Below are 14,524 nucleotides of genomic sequence, written 5' to 3'. Positions count from 1 at the left end.
GAACCGACGGCCTTCGGGTTATGAGCCCGACGAGCTACCAAGCTGCTCCACCCCGCGTCCGAAATATGGGGGGCATTATAGTGATAAAAATTTAAAATGCAAGAAGTTTTACTAAGTTCCTTAAAAACTTTGCTAAAACTTACCGCACTTTTCATCATCACTAGAACCGAATACCAGAGCCAATCCCCAATCCTAATCCAACGCCGTTACTTCCGCCACCGGCGCTGACGCCACCACCTACAGTACAAGCAGTTAATATGCTTGATAATGCAATAATAAAAAGTGTTTTCTTCATCATTTTTTCTTTATTAATAAAATTTCAAATAATCGATAAACGGCAATTAAGTCTGTCTTTGCAATAGGTTTAAAAGGTAACAAAAGATAGTAAATCCAGCGAAAACGCTGCAAGTATATAATCATATTCTGCCAATTTTTCGCTTCACAATGTGCTTGATAATACAAGGCAACTTTTTGAATAAAAGTATCCGAAATATCTTCTTCTCGACATAAGCTATTAAAGAAAAATAGCATATCTCGAACGATTAACCAATTTTGATTTTGACTACTTGAACGAGATTCAAAATCAAGAAAAGTAACTTTTCCTTTATCCCAAGTAATATCTCGAATAGCAGGACGACCATGTACCAAATTTTTATCATGTAAATCAATCAAAGCGAGACAAGCGTCATAAATAATCGAAAATTTTTGCTGATCATCTATCTTCTTATCACATAGCAATTGTGATACAGTGGCTCCCGCATCTTCCAAAACAAAAAAATCCTCATCGTAATAAAAGACCGTTGGAACTAACGCATTTTTTTCAGAAAGATTTAATAAAGTTTGTAATTCATTTTTAAAAGATTGCTTAGGTCTAGGTTTTAATAATAGCCAAATCCCTTTCAATTTTTCAGGTTGTTTCAACCAAAATTTCTTGCCTTCATATTGAAAAGGATAAATTCTTTCATCACGATGTGCTATAACTAATTGATTAACATATTCTTTAAATTCAGGGCTCATTACGACATCACTCCATCGGTATTTGTGGTATATTTGTCCACCATTTTTATTTTGCTTTTAACTTAATTAAAAATTAAATATGAAAAAAATTAAATTATTATTTCTTACGTTAACGTCTATTTTAGCGGTATCCCCTAATATATCGGCCTCACCTTTTTCAATAACTGAATCTCAAATTAATCAATATCTACAAGAGAAGGGCGCTATTGCGGATAAATTTGGCTTACCAGGATTATTTTTTCTTGATTATCAAGTAAGAAATTTGAGTACCAAAATTGGACAAACTAATGATAAACGCGTAGAAATCAGCGGTACTTTAGAGGGTTTATTTCAATTTGGCAATAAAAAATTGCCAGGAAAATTAAATCTGACCTTCGATACAATTCCTTATTATAATCCTGAAGAAGGCGCGGTTTATTTAAAGAAAATGCGTATTTTACGTTGGTCAGGAGAACCACAGCAATATATGCAACAAATGCAAACAATCATGCCTTTTTTAAATGAGAATGTCGCTAAATTACTGGAAAATATTCCTGTTTATACATTAGATAAAAACAATATGCGTGATATGCTTATAAAAAAATTTGCTAAAGAAATCCGTATAGAAAAAGGACAACTTTCCTTAGAGACGAACATGTTCTGATGATATTTATATGATGTAATTGAACGTTGCTTATTGATAGAAGGATAAAAAGAGCGGTGAAAATCTAAGAAAAATTTTCACTGCTCTTTTGTATGAATTCATAAAGAAAAATTAAAATGCTGAGGTATCTTGAAATAGTCCAACTTTTAAGTCTGTTGCTGTATAAATAACGCGACCATCTACTTCAACTTCACCATCAGCCATTCCCATCACTAGTTTACGATTAATAACTCGTTTCATATGGATTCGGTACACCACTTTTTTAGCCGTCGGCAAAATTTGCCCTGTGAATTTTACTTCGCCAACTCCTAATGCTCGGCCTTTTCCTTTGCCACCAATCCAGCCTAAATAAAACCCAACAAGCTGCCACATAGCATCCAATCCTAAACAACCAGGCATTACTGGATCGCCAATGAAATGACAACCAAAAAATGACAATTCAGGCTTAATATCAAGTTCGGCTTCAATATACCCTTTACTAAAAGCACCTGTTTCCTCATTCATTTCAATAATGCGATCCATCATCAACATGGTCGGAGCGGGTAATTGTGGCCCTTCTTTACCGAATAATTCGCCACGACCTGACGCGAGCAAATCATCATAAGAATAGCTACTTTTTTTATTAGGTGTACAAGTGTTTTGCATTTTAGGTTCCTTTATATATGAGAAATTCAGTTTAAAACTGATATAAAACATTCTAAAGAGAACATAGCAAAGTGTAAATAGCTAACACTTGTTCGCAAAACTTGTCGGAGCAGTCACTTTGATAGATTATAGAAGAAATAAAAGCGAACAAATGTTCGCTTTTATCTATTAAGGACGGAAGAAATTCCAAAAACCTTTTCTTTCTGAATCCGCTCGTCCCTCAATTCGACGTTGAATAAGACGAGATAAAGGCTCCGTTTTTTCTGTATAATCTTTGTTTTCATCTAGCAAATCACGATTAAATAATAATTCGCAAGCTTGATAAATATCTTCTACAGGATAAATAAAAAATTCACCATTTTTTACCGCACTTTTCACTTCATCAGACAAACTCAGTTGCTGAATGGTCGTCATTGGAATAATTACACCTTGTTTTCCTGTCAAACCACGACGTTGGCAAATAGTAAAAAAGCCTTCAATCTTATCATTTACCCCACCAACAGAATGAACAAGTCCAAATTGATCAATCGATCCTGTAATTGCGATATTTTGAGGCAAAGGCAAATCAGCCAAGGCGCTGGCTAGCACACAGAAAATAGCCAAAGATGCACTATCACCATCAATTTCACCATAGGACTGTTCAAACACTAATGAGGCAGAAAATGGCAATTGCGATGGCAAGTCTAATATATTGGAAAGGCAAGCTTGTGCAATCATCATGCCTTTACCATGAATATTTCCCGCTAGTTCATTTTTTCTTTCAACGTCGATCACTTCCCCTTCGCCAAATTGCACAATGCAACTAATACGCGAAGGTTCACCAAAACATACGGGCGTACCTGGATATTCGATCACCGAAAGGCCATTAATTTGCCCAACAATTTCACCTTGAGTTTCAACATAAACTTGCTCATTTAAAATATCGGCATAAATTTGTTCTTTTAGGAAACCATATTGCGCCAATTTTTGTTGAAAAATATCCTCAAAATCCTCAGCACTTAATGCTGTTTTTTCTGCAAAAGTTGAAACATCTTGTAATATTTCTTTTAATTTTAGAGGAGATGCATTAATTAAAAAGCGATCTTCACTTTCACGAACTAATAATTGATAGAGTTTATTTAACGCCGAAAAATCTAGCTCAATATTTTGCTCTTGAGCCATTTGTTGTACATAACCCGCCCACGTTTTTTGTTCCTCCACTTCAGCCACAGAAACATAGCTTTCAATTTCAGCATAATCGGCAAAAGAATAAAGGTTTTCTTCTAGCTCAGCCAAAGTGGCTAATTCAGTACGATTACCAAGTATAATCACTTTTAAGTTCAGCGCATAGCCTGGTATATCACAAGGTAAATTTTTAAACGGATGGGCTGAATACCAATCAAAAGTTTGGGTTTGCAGAATTTGTTTTAATCGCCCCCACAAATCAAATTGAGATAACAATGTTGCCGCACTTAAAATCAAAACTCCGCCATTAGCTTTATGCACTAATCCTGGCACTAATTGAATATCTTGTGAACTTGGATGAATCCGAAAACTACCGAAAAGCTGGAATTGATCACAATACAATGCGCTTAACACATCTCCTTGACTGGCAAAATTATCATCTAAAGATTTTGCAGGCTCAGTATAAATATGCGGAAAAGAAAAAGAGTCCCCCTGCTCTATCACATAATTCACACCAAAAATTGACCGCACTTTATGATGGTTTTGCGATATAAAATTTTGCAATAACTCCGCATATTCAACTGGCTCACCGACTTTCATCATCAATAAAGAACGCGTTGGATGGCGTAAAAATAAATCGATAGCCTGTGTGGCATTCGGTTGTAATACCCAGAAATCCACTAGTTCTAAAGGAAAATTTTGAATTGCCAAATCAGGTTGTAATGCCTGCCAATTTAAAGATTGCTCAATAGCTTGTTGTTGAGAAAATGATGAACTCACGGCTGGTCTCTTTCTAGAAAAATTAGCCACATTATCGCATATTTAATAGCCTTGTGAAAATCCACTAGAAAATCGGCATAAAAACACGTATATTAATGCAGTTACCACGTCACTCAATAATAAAAATGAAATACCAAAAACTCGAAAATCAAGAAGCTAATTGGAAATGGATTTACCTAATTCGTAAATATCGTGAAGGGGAAAATATCACGCGTTATGAAGAACGCAGTTTGCAAGAAGCTAAAGCCCAAGAATTATTAGAATCCCAAAATTATCCAGAAAAAATTGAAGAATGGATTAAGAATCATCTTTCTCCGTCCTTACCAATTAAGCTTGATCAAGCCATTCGTGCCCGCCGTAAACGCTTTTTTAATGGAGAAAAACAACATACCAAGAAAAAATCCATTGATTTGGAATATGCGGTTTGGCTACGTCTTTCTAAATATTCTCGAAAAATGAAGATGACACTTTCGGAAACAATTACGTATATGATTGACGAAAGAGAAAGCAAAGCACAATTTGAAAATCAAATGGCGGCAATGAAAACCAGTTTAAAGAATTTATTAAAATAAAAAAGACAAGCTGCAATTCTTGTCTTTTTGAGTTAGGACTAATAGAGAAAAAATTTAGAGTATTCGCATTACTCTTGATTATCCACAAGTGGAATTATTTTCGTGGCATGAGATCCTTTGTCTCCGTGGATAACTTCAAATTGCACCTTTTGACCTGCTTTTAATGAACGATAACCGTCCATTTCGATCACTGAATAATGTGCAAAAATATCGGCATCCACGCCTTCTGCGGAAATGAAACCAAATCCTTTTGCATTATTGAACCATTTCACAACACCAATTTCCATAAAAGACCTCTCTAGGCTTCGCCTACTAAAACAATAAATCAATAAGACTCTCGCCTTATCACCTCGTATGGACGTTATATTCAAATATTTTGATCGGTTATGCAATGAGCAATATTCAAAAATGATAAGTAGATCACAAAAAATTTAATTTTCTGGAGTTTTTTTATCATTTTTATGAATTTCTCGTAGTGCTTTCGCCACTATTTGAATGGCTTCTCCACTACTAATTCCTTTTGCCATAAGTTCTTGAATTTGTTCAACTGCTTTTTGTTGCTGTTCGTGTGTTAAGTTAATATCAAACATTTTCCCATCCAAATTGATTCATTAATTGCTGCCATTGTTCATCTAGCCCTGCTGTAATTGTTATTCGCTCTTTCGTTATTGGATGAATAAAAGACAAACTATCAGAATGTAAAAATAATCGAGAACAACCTAAATGTGACATTAATGCACGATTTTGATGTAAGTCACCATATTGCGTATCCCCTAAAATCGGATGAAAAATATGTTTCATATGGCGACGTAGTTGGTGTTTTCTACCTGTATGAGGAATTAATTTCACTAAAGAATAACGCGCCGTTTGATAACGCCCAGCAGGATAAGGCATTTCGACTATTTTTAAACCCACATAATCAGTAACGGCTTCTTGAGGCTCTTTATCTTCTTGAGAAAATTTATCTGCGATTTTATCCAATTGGATTTTTAGTGGATAATCTATCCGCTCTTTTCCCTGTAGATATCCTCGCACTACAGCCAAATAAGATTTCTGAACGCACTTTTGTTCAAACTGTTCACACATTAAATTCGCAATTTCACTGTTCAATGCAAATAACAACACGCCAGATGTCGGTCGATCTAAACGATGAATAGGAAATACGTGCTGACCGATCTGATCTCGCAAGGTTTGCATCACAAATTGAGTTTCATGAGGATCTAACCAACTGCGATGAACCAACATACCAGCAGGCTTATTCACCGCAACTAGAAACTCATCTTGATATAAAATTTCTAACATTCTTTCTTGTTCAGAAGTTCTTCTAAAGCAACTAAAGGAGTTAATAGTTTTTGTAACTCATCAAATTCCTTCATTGCTTCTTCAATATAAGGAGAAATAGCAATTTTATTTGGTAAAGTAGCACCGCTTTCTAACAATGCCTGCATGCGTGGAATAAATACCCACTGTAGCCACTCTTCGGCAGACATCGTATCAATAGAAAAAGGCTCCTCACTTAAAAAGGCCTCTGCAGCAGGGGGCATCGTTTGCCATAAATTAAGCTGCTGCATGGTAATTTGAAGCTGTTCAAGATGCTGTTTAGTTTGATTACGCATATTTTATATCCTAATTAATGAATGTTTTTTGCAAATACACGCACATTTGAAAAACCATTTTCTTTCAAATATAAGGCTTGTAATTTGCTCATCACACCACGTTCACAATACAACACGTAATTTTTACTTTGATCAAGGCTACCAAATTGAGAAGAAAGTTTGTAGAACGGCATTTGAATGACTTCATGTGTATCCGATTTAAATGGATTTTCATCCGTTTCTTCTGGGCTACGAATATCCAAAATCACTTCATTTTCACCTAATACAGAAATAGCCTCGACTTCTACGACTTCTTTTTCTGTTTCTTCTGCGATCTGGCGAATATCTAAATATTTCGCATTTTGTACCGCACTTTCAAGAATCTCAAAATTAAAATGCCCCTCTTCTTCTAAAATCTTTTCACGAACAGCTTTGATCGTAGGATTTTTTGAAATCACTCCACAAAATTCAGGCATAGATTTTGCAATATCGTCGGTACCAATTTCTTTCGCCATCGCGATAATTTGTTCTTTATCATGCGTAATTAATGGGCGTAATACTAAGGCATCTGCAGCTTCATCGATCAAGCGTAAATTGGTTAAAGTTTGGCTAGAAACTTGTCCTAATGCCTCCCCTGTCACAATCGCTTCAATATTGAAACGTTGAGCGACTTTACTTGCGGCTCGCACCATCATCCGTTTTAATACAACACCCATTTGGCCGTTATCGACTTTCTCTAAAATCTCACCGACAACTCCTTCAAAGTTAATCGCAATAAAGCGTACTTTATGTGAAGAGCTATAGCGTTGCCAAATATGATAAGCCATTTGTTTTACGCCAATTTCATGGGCTGCGCCGCCAAGATTAAAGAAACAATAATGAACTCGAGAACCACGACGAATCAACATGTAACTCGATACGCCTGAATCAAATCCCCCAGAAATCAAAGAAAGCACATCCTCTTGCGTCCCAATCGGATAACCGCCAATCCCTGCGTGACGTGCTTTAACTAACATCATTTTGTCATCTTCAATATCAATACGAACAGTTACATCTGGATTTTTCAACCGCACTTTTGCGCTTTCAATATGTTGATTTAATCCACCGCCGATATAACGTTCAGCTTCAATCGAACTAAATTTATGTTTTCCCTTACGTTTTACTCGAACACAAAAAGTTTTGCCTTGAAGTTGTTGCGAGACATCAGCAAGCGTCAATTCAAAAATATGATGTAAATCGGTAAACGTTTTTTCTTCAACCTCTAAAAAATGATGAATACCGGGAATACGTTGTAACAAGGCGATTAGTTCTTCACGATTTTCTTCATTTTTTGACCGCACTTCAATGTAATCCCAGTGACGTACAACTGCAGTTTCTTCATCATATTTCTGTAAAATATTGCGGATATTAGAGGTTAAAATTTTTGCGAAACGTTTACGAACAGTTTCGCTCTTAATCATGATTTCAGGAAAAAGTTTAACGATAAATTTCATATAAATAGCTTAGGTATTTCTTGGGTATTTAAAGTGGCGAGTATTTTACGCAAAGATAGTGAAAAGTCCACTGGTCCTAGCTTGAAATAATTTTTTAACAACTCAAGTAAAATACAGTACAATGGCAAGCAATTTTTACCGTGAGAAAGGATAATTCCATGGCGCGTAAACCCGCATCTTCACAAGATTTTGAAACAACATTAGCGCAGTTAGAAAATATTGTTACACATTTAGAAAATGGCGATCTACCGTTAGAAGAAGCGTTAAAAGAATTTGAACAAGGTGTGCAACTCGCTAAGTTAGGACAAGAACGTTTACAACAAGCAGAACAACGCATTCAGATCTTATTGCAAAAAACAGAAGATGCCCCACTGAATGATTATGAAGGAAATGCTTAATGGGTAACTTTTCTGAAGAATTACAACAGGTTCAAACTCGTATCAATCGCTTTTTAGAAGCTCAATTTGAGGGCATTGAAAGTCATAATGCGCCTTTGCTTGACGCAATGAAATACGCATTATTACTTGGTGGTAAGCGAGTTCGACCTTTCTTAGTTTACGCAACGGGTCAAATGCTTGGCGCTGAGAAACAAACCTTAGATTACGCCGCTGCCGCTATTGAAGCCATTCATGCCTATTCCTTAATTCACGATGATTTACCTGCAATGGATGATGACAACCTACGTCGTGGGCATCCTACTTGTCATATCCAATTTGATGAAGCCACGGCTATTCTTGCAGGCGATGCGCTGCAAAGTTTCGCTTTTGAAATGTTAACTAAAACACCGGATATTTCTTCTGAACAAAAACTGGCTTTAGTTAAAATTTTAGCGCAAGGCTCTGGTATACAAGGAATGTGCTTAGGGCAAAGTTTAGATCTTATCTCTGAGCATAAACAAATTAGTTTAAGCGAATTAGAATTAATCCATCGTAACAAAACGGGCGCATTGCTGATTGCTGCATTAAAATTAGGTTTTATTTGTTCTCCGCATTTTGGCGACAAAACCTTAGAACAATCCTTAACGCAATATGCGGAAGCTATTGGCTTAGCCTTTCAAGTTCAAGACGATATTTTAGATATTGAAGGTGATAGTGCAGAAATTGGCAAACAAGTCGGCGCCGATCTTGATTTAGATAAAAGTACATATCCAAAATTACTTGGGTTAAGCGGCGCAAAACAAAAAGCGCAAGATCTATATCAAAGTGCTTTGTCTGAATTAGAAAAAATTCCTTTTGATACGACCGCACTTCGTGCATTAGCTGAATTCATTATTACTAGAAAAAGTTAATACCGACCGCATCAATGCTCACAAAGTGCGGTCAAAAATTATAACGTTTTTAAAATGACTAACAATATGAACAATTACCCCTTATTATCTTTGATTAATTCACCAGAAGATTTACGTCTTTTAAATAAAGATCAGCTACCACAACTCTGCCAAGAATTACGCGGTTATCTTTTAGAATCAGTTAGTCAAACTAGCGGGCATTTAGCATCAGGTTTAGGCACTGTAGAGCTAACCGTTGCACTACACTACGTGTATAAAACACCATTTGATCAATTAATTTGGGATGTTGGACATCAAGCTTATCCACACAAAATTTTAACGGGTCGTCGAGATCAAATGTCCACAATTCGCCAAAAAGACGGTATTCATCCTTTCCCTTGGCGTGAAGAAAGTGAATTTGACGTATTAAGCGTTGGCCACTCATCTACTTCTATTAGTGCTGGATTAGGTATTGCTGTCGCCGCAGAACGAGAAAATGCAGGTAGAAAAACGGTATGCGTCATCGGTGATGGCGCAATTACTGCTGGAATGGCTTTTGAAGCGCTGAATCACGCAGGTTCTGTTCACACTGATATGTTGGTTATTTTAAATGACAATGAAATGTCTATTTCAGAAAATGTTGGCGCATTGAATAATCACCTTGCTCGTATTTTCTCTGGTTCTATCTACTCCACATTACGAGATGGAAGTAAAAAAATTCTCGATAAAGTTCCACCTGTAAAAAACTTTATGAAAAAAACCGAAGAACATATGAAAGGAGTGATGTTCTCGCCAGAAAGTACATTATTTGAAGAACTCGGTTTTAATTATATTGGCCCGGTGGATGGGCATAATATTGATGAATTAGTGGCAACACTTACGAATATGCGTAATCTGAAGGGACCACAATTCTTACATATAAAAACGAAAAAAGGTAAAGGATACGCACCAGCAGAAAAAGATCCAATTGGTTTCCACGGCGTACCCAAATTTGACCCAATCAGTGGAGAATTACCTAAACATAATACCAAGCCAACTTATTCGAAAATTTTTGGTGATTGGTTATGTGAAATGGCAGAAAAAGACTCCAAAATTATTGGTATCACACCAGCAATGCGTGAAGGTTCTGGCATGGTGGAGTTTTCTCAGCGTTTTCCAGAACAATATTTTGATGTGGCGATTGCAGAGCAACACGCCGTCACATTTGCCACTGGACTCGCGATTGGCGGATATAAACCCGTAGTTGCGATTTACTCGACATTTCTACAACGTGCTTACGATCAATTAATTCACGATGTTGCCATTCAAAATCTTCCTGTGCTATTTGCGATTGATCGCGCAGGTATCGTAGGCGCTGATGGCCCAACACACCAAGGGGCATTTGATCTCAGTTTTATGCGTTGTATTCCAAATATGATTATCATGACACCAAGTGATGAAAATGAATGCCGTCAAATGCTCTATACCGGTTATCAATGTGGAAAACCTGCGGCTGTACGTTATCCTCGTGGAAATGCCATTGGTGTTGAACTAACACCTTTAGAAATGCTTCCTATCGGTAAATCACGTTTAATCCGAGAAGGTCAAAAAATTGCGATTTTAAATTTTGGTACTCTGTTACCATCTGCGTTAGAGGCATCAGAAAAACTCAATGCAACAGTTGTCGATATGCGTTTTGTGAAACCGATTGATATTGAAATGATTAATGTGCTTACACAAACTCATGATTATTTAGTCACATTAGAAGAAAATGCAATTCAAGGTGGAGCAGGATCTGCGGTTGCTGAAGTACTAAATTCATCTGGAAAATCAACCGCACTTTTACAGCTTGGTTTGCCCGATTATTTTATTCCACAAGCAACACAGCAAGAGGCATTAAAAGATTTGGGATTAGATTCAAAAGGAATTGAAGAAAAAATTCTCCACTTTATTGAAAAGCAAGGTGATTTATAAAAATAAACGCGATGATAACTTCATCGCGTTTTTTCTTAATCAACAATTCTTAAATGAGAAGCTGATTTTGTTTTCTTTTTTTCTTCTCGTTTTCTAGGACTATCTACAGCCTCATGAAAACCAGTTGGTTGTTCAGTATCTGGCTCAGAATTAAGTTCATCGTAAACCTCTTCTGGCTCAAACATCACGCCATCACCATTTTCACGAGCATAGATCGCAAGCGCTGCGCCCATTGGAATATACAGTTCACGAGAAACACCTTTAAATCGAGCATTAAACTGGATGAAATCATTTGTCAGTTGTAAATTGCCCGTAGCATTGGCAGACAAGTTCAATACAATCTGCCCATCTTTTACATATTCGACAGGAACATTCACACCTAAGTAAGTCGCATCAACAACTAAATAAGGCGTGAAACTATTATCTACTAGCCAATCATAATAGGCGCGTAATAAATAAGGGCGCTTAGGAGAAGCTTTGTATTCCATTATTTATCATCCATTAAATTTTTTGGTGCAGCTTCACCTACAGACTGCAAGAATGAATCTCGACTAAATACACGATCCATATATCCCTTAATCGGTTTACTACCTGGACCTGTAAATTCTACGCCTAAATGTTTTAATTTCCATAATAATGGCGCAACATAACAGTCCACTAAACCAAACTCTTCATTCATGAAATAAGGTGTTTGCTGGAAAACTGGTGTAATCGCTAAAAGTTCTTCTTTTAATTGTTTAAGAGCTTCAGCTTTTTCACTTTCTGTACCATTTTCTGCTTTCTTGAGAGTTGGATACCAATCTTGTTCAATTCGTAACATCAAAAGACGATCTTTTGCTCGAGAAACTGGATACACTTGCATTAATGGTGGATGCGGAAAACGCTCGTCAAGATATTCCATAATAATTCGTGAACTAAACAAAGCAAGATCACGATCAACTAACGTAGGCACCGTAGCATACGGATTTAATTCCATTAAATCTTCTGGTAATGCTTGCAAATCAACTTCTTCGTTCTCATAAAGTACACCTTTTTCAGCTAAAACAATTTTTACCTGATGACAGTAAATATCATCTTTATTTGAAAAAAGGGTCATTACTGAACGTTTACTTGATGCGCTGGACATTTATTCCTCCGAAGATCCAAAAATATTCTATATTTTATAAGGGTGTGTATTCTACCACAAAGCGTAAGTCATTTGCCAAATAATTCTTTTTTATTGTTTTATAATCAATAAGTTAGATAACAAAAAAGCAGAGATTTCTCTCTGCTTTTCTTTTTCAAAACGAAAATAAAAATTAACGTTTTGAGTATTGTGGACGACGACGTGCTTTGTGTAAACCCACTTTTTTACGTTCAACGCGACGTGCGTCACGAGTAACGAAACCAGCTGCACGAAGTGCTGGGCGTAATGTTTCATCGTATTCCATCAATGCACGAGTGATACCGTGACGGATTGCACCCGCTTGACCAGAAATACCACCACCTTTAACAGTGATGTATAGGTCTAATTTATCAGTTAACTCAACCAATTCTAATGGTTGACGTACTACCATGCGCGCAGTTTCACGGCCGAAGTAAACGTCTAATTCACGTTGGTTGATAGTGATTTTACCACTGCCCGGTTTGATAAATACACGAGCTGAAGAGCTTTTGCGGCGACCTGTGCCGTAGTTTTGATTCTCTGCCATTTTCTAAACCTCGTGATTAAATATCTAATACTTGTGGTTGTTGTGCAGCGTGTTGGTGTTCAGCACCCGCGTACACTTTTAATTTACGGAACATTGCACGGCCTAATGGACCTTTTGGCAACATACCTTTAACCGCAATTTCAATCACTGCTTCAGGACGGCGAGCGATCATTTCTTTGAAAGTCGCTTGTTTAATACCACCTACATAGCCAGTGTGCCAGTAGTAAAGTTTATCTGTTTCTTTACGACCAGTTACTGCCACTTTGTCTGCGTTGATAACGATGATGTAATCACCAGTATCTACGTATGGAGTGTACTCAGCCTTGTGTTTACCACGAAGACGACGTGCTAATTCAGTCGCTAAACGACCTAAAGTTTTACCTGTCGCATCTACTACGTACCAGTCGCGTTTAACCGTTTCTGGTTTTGCTACAAAAGTTTTCATTAATTAATTACCAAAAATTAGTTTGATACCCAGTGTTCTTACGAACACAACCATTGATCTTAATCGCCACCCCTTCGAGTGAGATCTCGATAAAATAATGTACGATGGGAATTCGCACATTTACAGGGTCGGTGTATTATACATATTTATTTCATGAATGCTAATTTTTTATGCAATATTTTAGTATTTTTGATGAAACCTATTTACATTAACTAAATTAATGTTTTTAATGAATTTATTAAAATTGACTCATACATAAAGTTATTTTATTGTTAACTCAAATATCATCATACTAGCTATAGGAATTTTTATGAGCTACGCTAAAGAAATTGACACGCTTAACCAGCACATCGCTGACTTCAATAAAAAAATTAATGTTTCTTTTGAATTTTTCCCACCAAAAAATGAAAAAATGGAAACGCTTTTATGGGATTCGATTCATCGTTTAAAAGTGTTAAAACCTAAATTCGTTTCTGTTACTTACGGCGCAAACTCTGGAGAACGTGACCGCACTCATAGCATTGTAAAAGCAATCAAACAAGAAACTGGATTAGAAGCGGCTCCGCATTTAACTGGTATTGATGCCACACCTGAAGAATTAAAACAAATTGCTAAAGATTACTGGGACAGTGGTATTCGTCGCATCGTTGCGTTACGCGGTGACGAACCTAAAGGATATGCTAAAAAACCATTTTATGCGTCAGATCTTGTGGAATTACTCCGCTCTGTCGCTGATTTTGATATTTCTGTAGCAGCTTATCCAGAAGTTCATCCAGAAGCAAAATCAGCACAAGCAGATTTAATCAATTTGAAACGTAAAATTGATGCGGGTGCAAATCATGTTATCACTCAATTTTTCTTTGATATTGAAAACTACCTTCGCTTCCGTGATCGTTGTGCATCAATTGGTATTGATACTGAAATCGTGCCGGGCATTTTACCTGTAACTAACTTTAAGCAATTACAAAAAATGGCTTCTTTCACTAATGTAAAAATTCCTGCATGGCTTGTTAACGCTTATGAAGGATTAGACGATGATCAAACTACTCGTAATCTTGTAGCTGCAAGTGTTGCGATGGATATGGTGAAAATTTTATCTCGTGAAGGAGTGAATGACTTCCATTTCTATACGCTAAATCGTAGTGAACTAACTTATGCAATTTGTCATATGTTAGGTGTAAGACCTGAATAACTTAAAGATAAGGTATTTTTCTTCCATGAAATAAGGGCGTTATTTACGCCCTTATTTAAATATAAAA

The 14,524-nt window shown here is 36.6% G+C and carries 19 protein-coding genes; 6 read left to right on the top strand and 13 right to left on the bottom strand.

The window, feature by feature from the left end; translation table 11 throughout:
- Nucleotides 1-160 precede the first annotated feature (160 nt).
- Nucleotides 161-295, bottom strand: a complete 135-nt coding sequence (locus ABW51_RS10465) for a hypothetical protein (RefSeq protein ID WP_269432143.1) — start codon at nucleotides 293-295, stop codon at nucleotides 161-163.
- On the bottom strand, nucleotides 295-1,017 hold the full coding sequence (locus tag ABW51_RS03460) for a hypothetical protein (protein ID WP_053465578.1): 723 nt from the start codon (nucleotides 1,015-1,017) through the stop codon (nucleotides 295-297). Before ABW51_RS03460 ends, ABW51_RS10465 begins: the two co-directional genes overlap by 1 nt.
- Before the next feature lie 79 nt (nucleotides 1,018-1,096).
- Between ABW51_RS03460 and ABW51_RS03455 the strand changes: the two genes are divergently transcribed.
- Nucleotides 1,097-1,660 (top strand): DUF1439 domain-containing protein, encoded by a 564-nt coding sequence (locus tag ABW51_RS03455; protein WP_053465577.1) that lies wholly within the window; start codon nucleotides 1,097-1,099, stop codon nucleotides 1,658-1,660.
- Between the two features lie 111 nt (nucleotides 1,661-1,771).
- Here ABW51_RS03455 and fabA read toward each other — a convergent pair whose 3' ends face one another.
- Complete coding sequence (gene fabA, locus ABW51_RS03450; protein ID WP_053465576.1) at nucleotides 1,772-2,305, bottom strand: bifunctional 3-hydroxydecanoyl-ACP dehydratase/trans-2-decenoyl-ACP isomerase; 534 nt, start codon at nucleotides 2,303-2,305, stop codon at nucleotides 1,772-1,774.
- Between the two features lie 168 nt (nucleotides 2,306-2,473).
- Nucleotides 2,474-4,249, bottom strand: coding sequence for an AAA family ATPase (locus ABW51_RS03445; RefSeq protein ID WP_053465575.1), 1,776 nt, complete (start codon nucleotides 4,247-4,249; stop codon nucleotides 2,474-2,476).
- 125 nt (nucleotides 4,250-4,374) lie between these two features.
- On the opposite strand from ABW51_RS03445, the gene matP reads away from it, so the two are divergent.
- Complete coding sequence (gene matP / locus ABW51_RS03440) at nucleotides 4,375-4,821, top strand: macrodomain Ter protein MatP (protein ID WP_053465574.1); 447 nt, start codon at nucleotides 4,375-4,377, stop codon at nucleotides 4,819-4,821.
- 68 nt (nucleotides 4,822-4,889) lie between these two features.
- Here matP and cspD read toward each other — a convergent pair whose 3' ends face one another.
- The 5 genes from cspD to thiI form a co-directional block, all read right to left on the bottom strand.
- Nucleotides 4,890-5,108, bottom strand: coding sequence for a cold shock domain-containing protein CspD (gene cspD / locus ABW51_RS03435; RefSeq protein ID WP_005628872.1), 219 nt, complete (start codon nucleotides 5,106-5,108; stop codon nucleotides 4,890-4,892).
- 144 nt (nucleotides 5,109-5,252) lie between these two features.
- Nucleotides 5,253-5,411 carry a YoaH family protein gene (locus ABW51_RS09735; protein WP_005628875.1) on the bottom strand — a complete coding sequence of 53 codons (159 nt, stop codon included), beginning with the start codon at nucleotides 5,409-5,411 and terminating at the stop codon, nucleotides 5,253-5,255.
- Complete coding sequence (truC, locus tag ABW51_RS03430; protein ID WP_053465573.1) at nucleotides 5,404-6,123, bottom strand: tRNA pseudouridine(65) synthase TruC; 720 nt, start codon at nucleotides 6,121-6,123, stop codon at nucleotides 5,404-5,406. The genes ABW51_RS09735 and truC overlap by 8 nt, the downstream gene beginning before the upstream one ends.
- Nucleotides 6,117-6,437 (bottom strand): YqcC family protein, encoded by a 321-nt coding sequence (locus ABW51_RS03425; RefSeq protein WP_053465572.1) that lies wholly within the window; start codon nucleotides 6,435-6,437, stop codon nucleotides 6,117-6,119. The genes truC and ABW51_RS03425 overlap by 7 nt, the downstream gene beginning before the upstream one ends.
- A 14-nt stretch (nucleotides 6,438-6,451) precedes the next feature.
- Nucleotides 6,452-7,909, bottom strand: a complete 1,458-nt coding sequence (gene thiI / locus ABW51_RS03420) for a tRNA uracil 4-sulfurtransferase ThiI (protein WP_053465571.1) — start codon at nucleotides 7,907-7,909, stop codon at nucleotides 6,452-6,454.
- A 158-nt stretch (nucleotides 7,910-8,067) separates the two neighbouring features.
- Between thiI and xseB the strand changes: the two genes are divergently transcribed.
- From xseB to dxs, 3 genes are read left to right on the top strand one after another with little or no spacing between them, the layout of a single operon-like run.
- Complete coding sequence (gene xseB, locus ABW51_RS03415) at nucleotides 8,068-8,307, top strand: exodeoxyribonuclease VII small subunit (protein WP_005628882.1); 240 nt, start codon at nucleotides 8,068-8,070, stop codon at nucleotides 8,305-8,307.
- Entirely contained in the window at nucleotides 8,307-9,197 is an 891-nt protein-coding gene (gene ispA, locus ABW51_RS03410) for a (2E,6E)-farnesyl diphosphate synthase (RefSeq protein WP_053465570.1), read from the top strand. Before xseB ends, ispA begins: the two co-directional genes overlap by 1 nt.
- 54 nt (nucleotides 9,198-9,251) lie before the next feature.
- A complete protein-coding gene (dxs, locus tag ABW51_RS03405) occupies nucleotides 9,252-11,129 on the top strand; it encodes a 1-deoxy-D-xylulose-5-phosphate synthase (RefSeq protein WP_053465569.1) in 1,878 nt (625 codons plus the stop codon).
- 35 nt (nucleotides 11,130-11,164) lie between these two features.
- Here the strand turns inward: dxs and ABW51_RS03400 are convergent, their stop codons facing one another.
- The 4 genes from ABW51_RS03400 to rplM all read right to left on the bottom strand — a co-directional run bounded on the left by ABW51_RS03400 (nucleotide 11,165) and on the right by rplM (nucleotide 13,265).
- Nucleotides 11,165-11,617, bottom strand: coding sequence for a ClpXP protease specificity-enhancing factor (locus ABW51_RS03400; protein WP_053465568.1), 453 nt, complete (start codon nucleotides 11,615-11,617; stop codon nucleotides 11,165-11,167).
- A complete protein-coding gene (gene sspA / locus ABW51_RS03395) occupies nucleotides 11,617-12,255 on the bottom strand; it encodes a stringent starvation protein SspA (RefSeq protein WP_053465567.1) in 639 nt (212 codons plus the stop codon). The genes ABW51_RS03400 and sspA overlap by 1 nt, the downstream gene beginning before the upstream one ends.
- A 172-nt stretch (nucleotides 12,256-12,427) precedes the next feature.
- Entirely contained in the window at nucleotides 12,428-12,820 is a 393-nt protein-coding gene (gene rpsI / locus ABW51_RS03390; RefSeq protein WP_005631594.1) for a 30S ribosomal protein S9, read from the bottom strand.
- Between the two features lie 16 nt (nucleotides 12,821-12,836).
- Entirely contained in the window at nucleotides 12,837-13,265 is a 429-nt protein-coding gene (gene rplM / locus ABW51_RS03385; RefSeq protein WP_053465566.1) for a 50S ribosomal protein L13, read from the bottom strand.
- Between the two features lie 310 nt (nucleotides 13,266-13,575).
- Here rplM and metF point away from each other — a divergent pair, with 310 nt between their 5' ends.
- On the top strand, nucleotides 13,576-14,457 hold the full coding sequence (gene metF / locus ABW51_RS03380) for a methylenetetrahydrofolate reductase (protein ID WP_053465565.1): 882 nt from the start codon (nucleotides 13,576-13,578) through the stop codon (nucleotides 14,455-14,457).
- Nucleotides 14,458-14,524 lie beyond the last annotated feature (67 nt).

Source organism: Haemophilus sp. C1, from assembly GCF_001276515.1.
Taxonomy (GTDB): domain Bacteria; phylum Pseudomonadota; class Gammaproteobacteria; order Enterobacterales; family Pasteurellaceae; genus Haemophilus.
The sequence above is the reverse complement of the archived record's forward strand: the minus strand, read 5'-3'. Positions and strand labels throughout refer to the sequence as shown.

Excerpts from the sequence above, each read along its gene's own strand:
- rpsI (WP_005631594.1), bottom strand. The coding sequence starts at position 12,820 with ATGGCAGAGAATCAAAACTACGGCACAGGTCGCCGCAAAAGCTCTTCA.
- thiI (WP_053465571.1), bottom strand. The coding sequence starts at position 7,909 with ATGAAATTTATCGTTAAACTTTTTCCTGAAATCATGATTAAGAGCGAA.
- xseB (WP_005628882.1), top strand. The coding sequence starts at position 8,068 with ATGGCGCGTAAACCCGCATCTTCACAAGATTTTGAAACAACATTAGCG.
- ABW51_RS03400 (WP_053465568.1), bottom strand. The coding sequence starts at position 11,617 with ATGGAATACAAAGCTTCTCCTAAGCGCCCTTATTTATTACGCGCCTAT.
- ABW51_RS10465 (WP_269432143.1), bottom strand. The coding sequence starts at position 295 with ATGAAGAAAACACTTTTTATTATTGCATTATCAAGCATATTAACTGCT.
- ispA (WP_053465570.1), top strand. The coding sequence starts at position 8,307 with ATGGGTAACTTTTCTGAAGAATTACAACAGGTTCAAACTCGTATCAAT.
- sspA (WP_053465567.1), bottom strand. The coding sequence starts at position 12,255 with ATGTCCAGCGCATCAAGTAAACGTTCAGTAATGACCCTTTTTTCAAAT.
- ABW51_RS09735 (WP_005628875.1), bottom strand. The coding sequence starts at position 5,411 with ATGTTTGATATTAACTTAACACACGAACAGCAACAAAAAGCAGTTGAA.
- ABW51_RS03455 (WP_053465577.1), top strand. The coding sequence starts at position 1,097 with ATGAAAAAAATTAAATTATTATTTCTTACGTTAACGTCTATTTTAGCG.
- dxs (WP_053465569.1), top strand. The coding sequence starts at position 9,252 with ATGACTAACAATATGAACAATTACCCCTTATTATCTTTGATTAATTCA.
- truC (WP_053465573.1), bottom strand. The coding sequence starts at position 6,123 with ATGTTAGAAATTTTATATCAAGATGAGTTTCTAGTTGCGGTGAATAAG.
- metF (WP_053465565.1), top strand. The coding sequence starts at position 13,576 with ATGAGCTACGCTAAAGAAATTGACACGCTTAACCAGCACATCGCTGAC.
- ABW51_RS03425 (WP_053465572.1), bottom strand. The coding sequence starts at position 6,437 with ATGCGTAATCAAACTAAACAGCATCTTGAACAGCTTCAAATTACCATG.
- fabA (WP_053465576.1), bottom strand. The coding sequence starts at position 2,305 with ATGCAAAACACTTGTACACCTAATAAAAAAAGTAGCTATTCTTATGAT.
- cspD (WP_005628872.1), bottom strand. The coding sequence starts at position 5,108 with ATGGAAATTGGTGTTGTGAAATGGTTCAATAATGCAAAAGGATTTGGT.
- matP (WP_053465574.1), top strand. The coding sequence starts at position 4,375 with ATGAAATACCAAAAACTCGAAAATCAAGAAGCTAATTGGAAATGGATT.
- rplM (WP_053465566.1), bottom strand. The coding sequence starts at position 13,265 with ATGAAAACTTTTGTAGCAAAACCAGAAACGGTTAAACGCGACTGGTAC.
- ABW51_RS03460 (WP_053465578.1), bottom strand. The coding sequence starts at position 1,017 with ATGAGCCCTGAATTTAAAGAATATGTTAATCAATTAGTTATAGCACAT.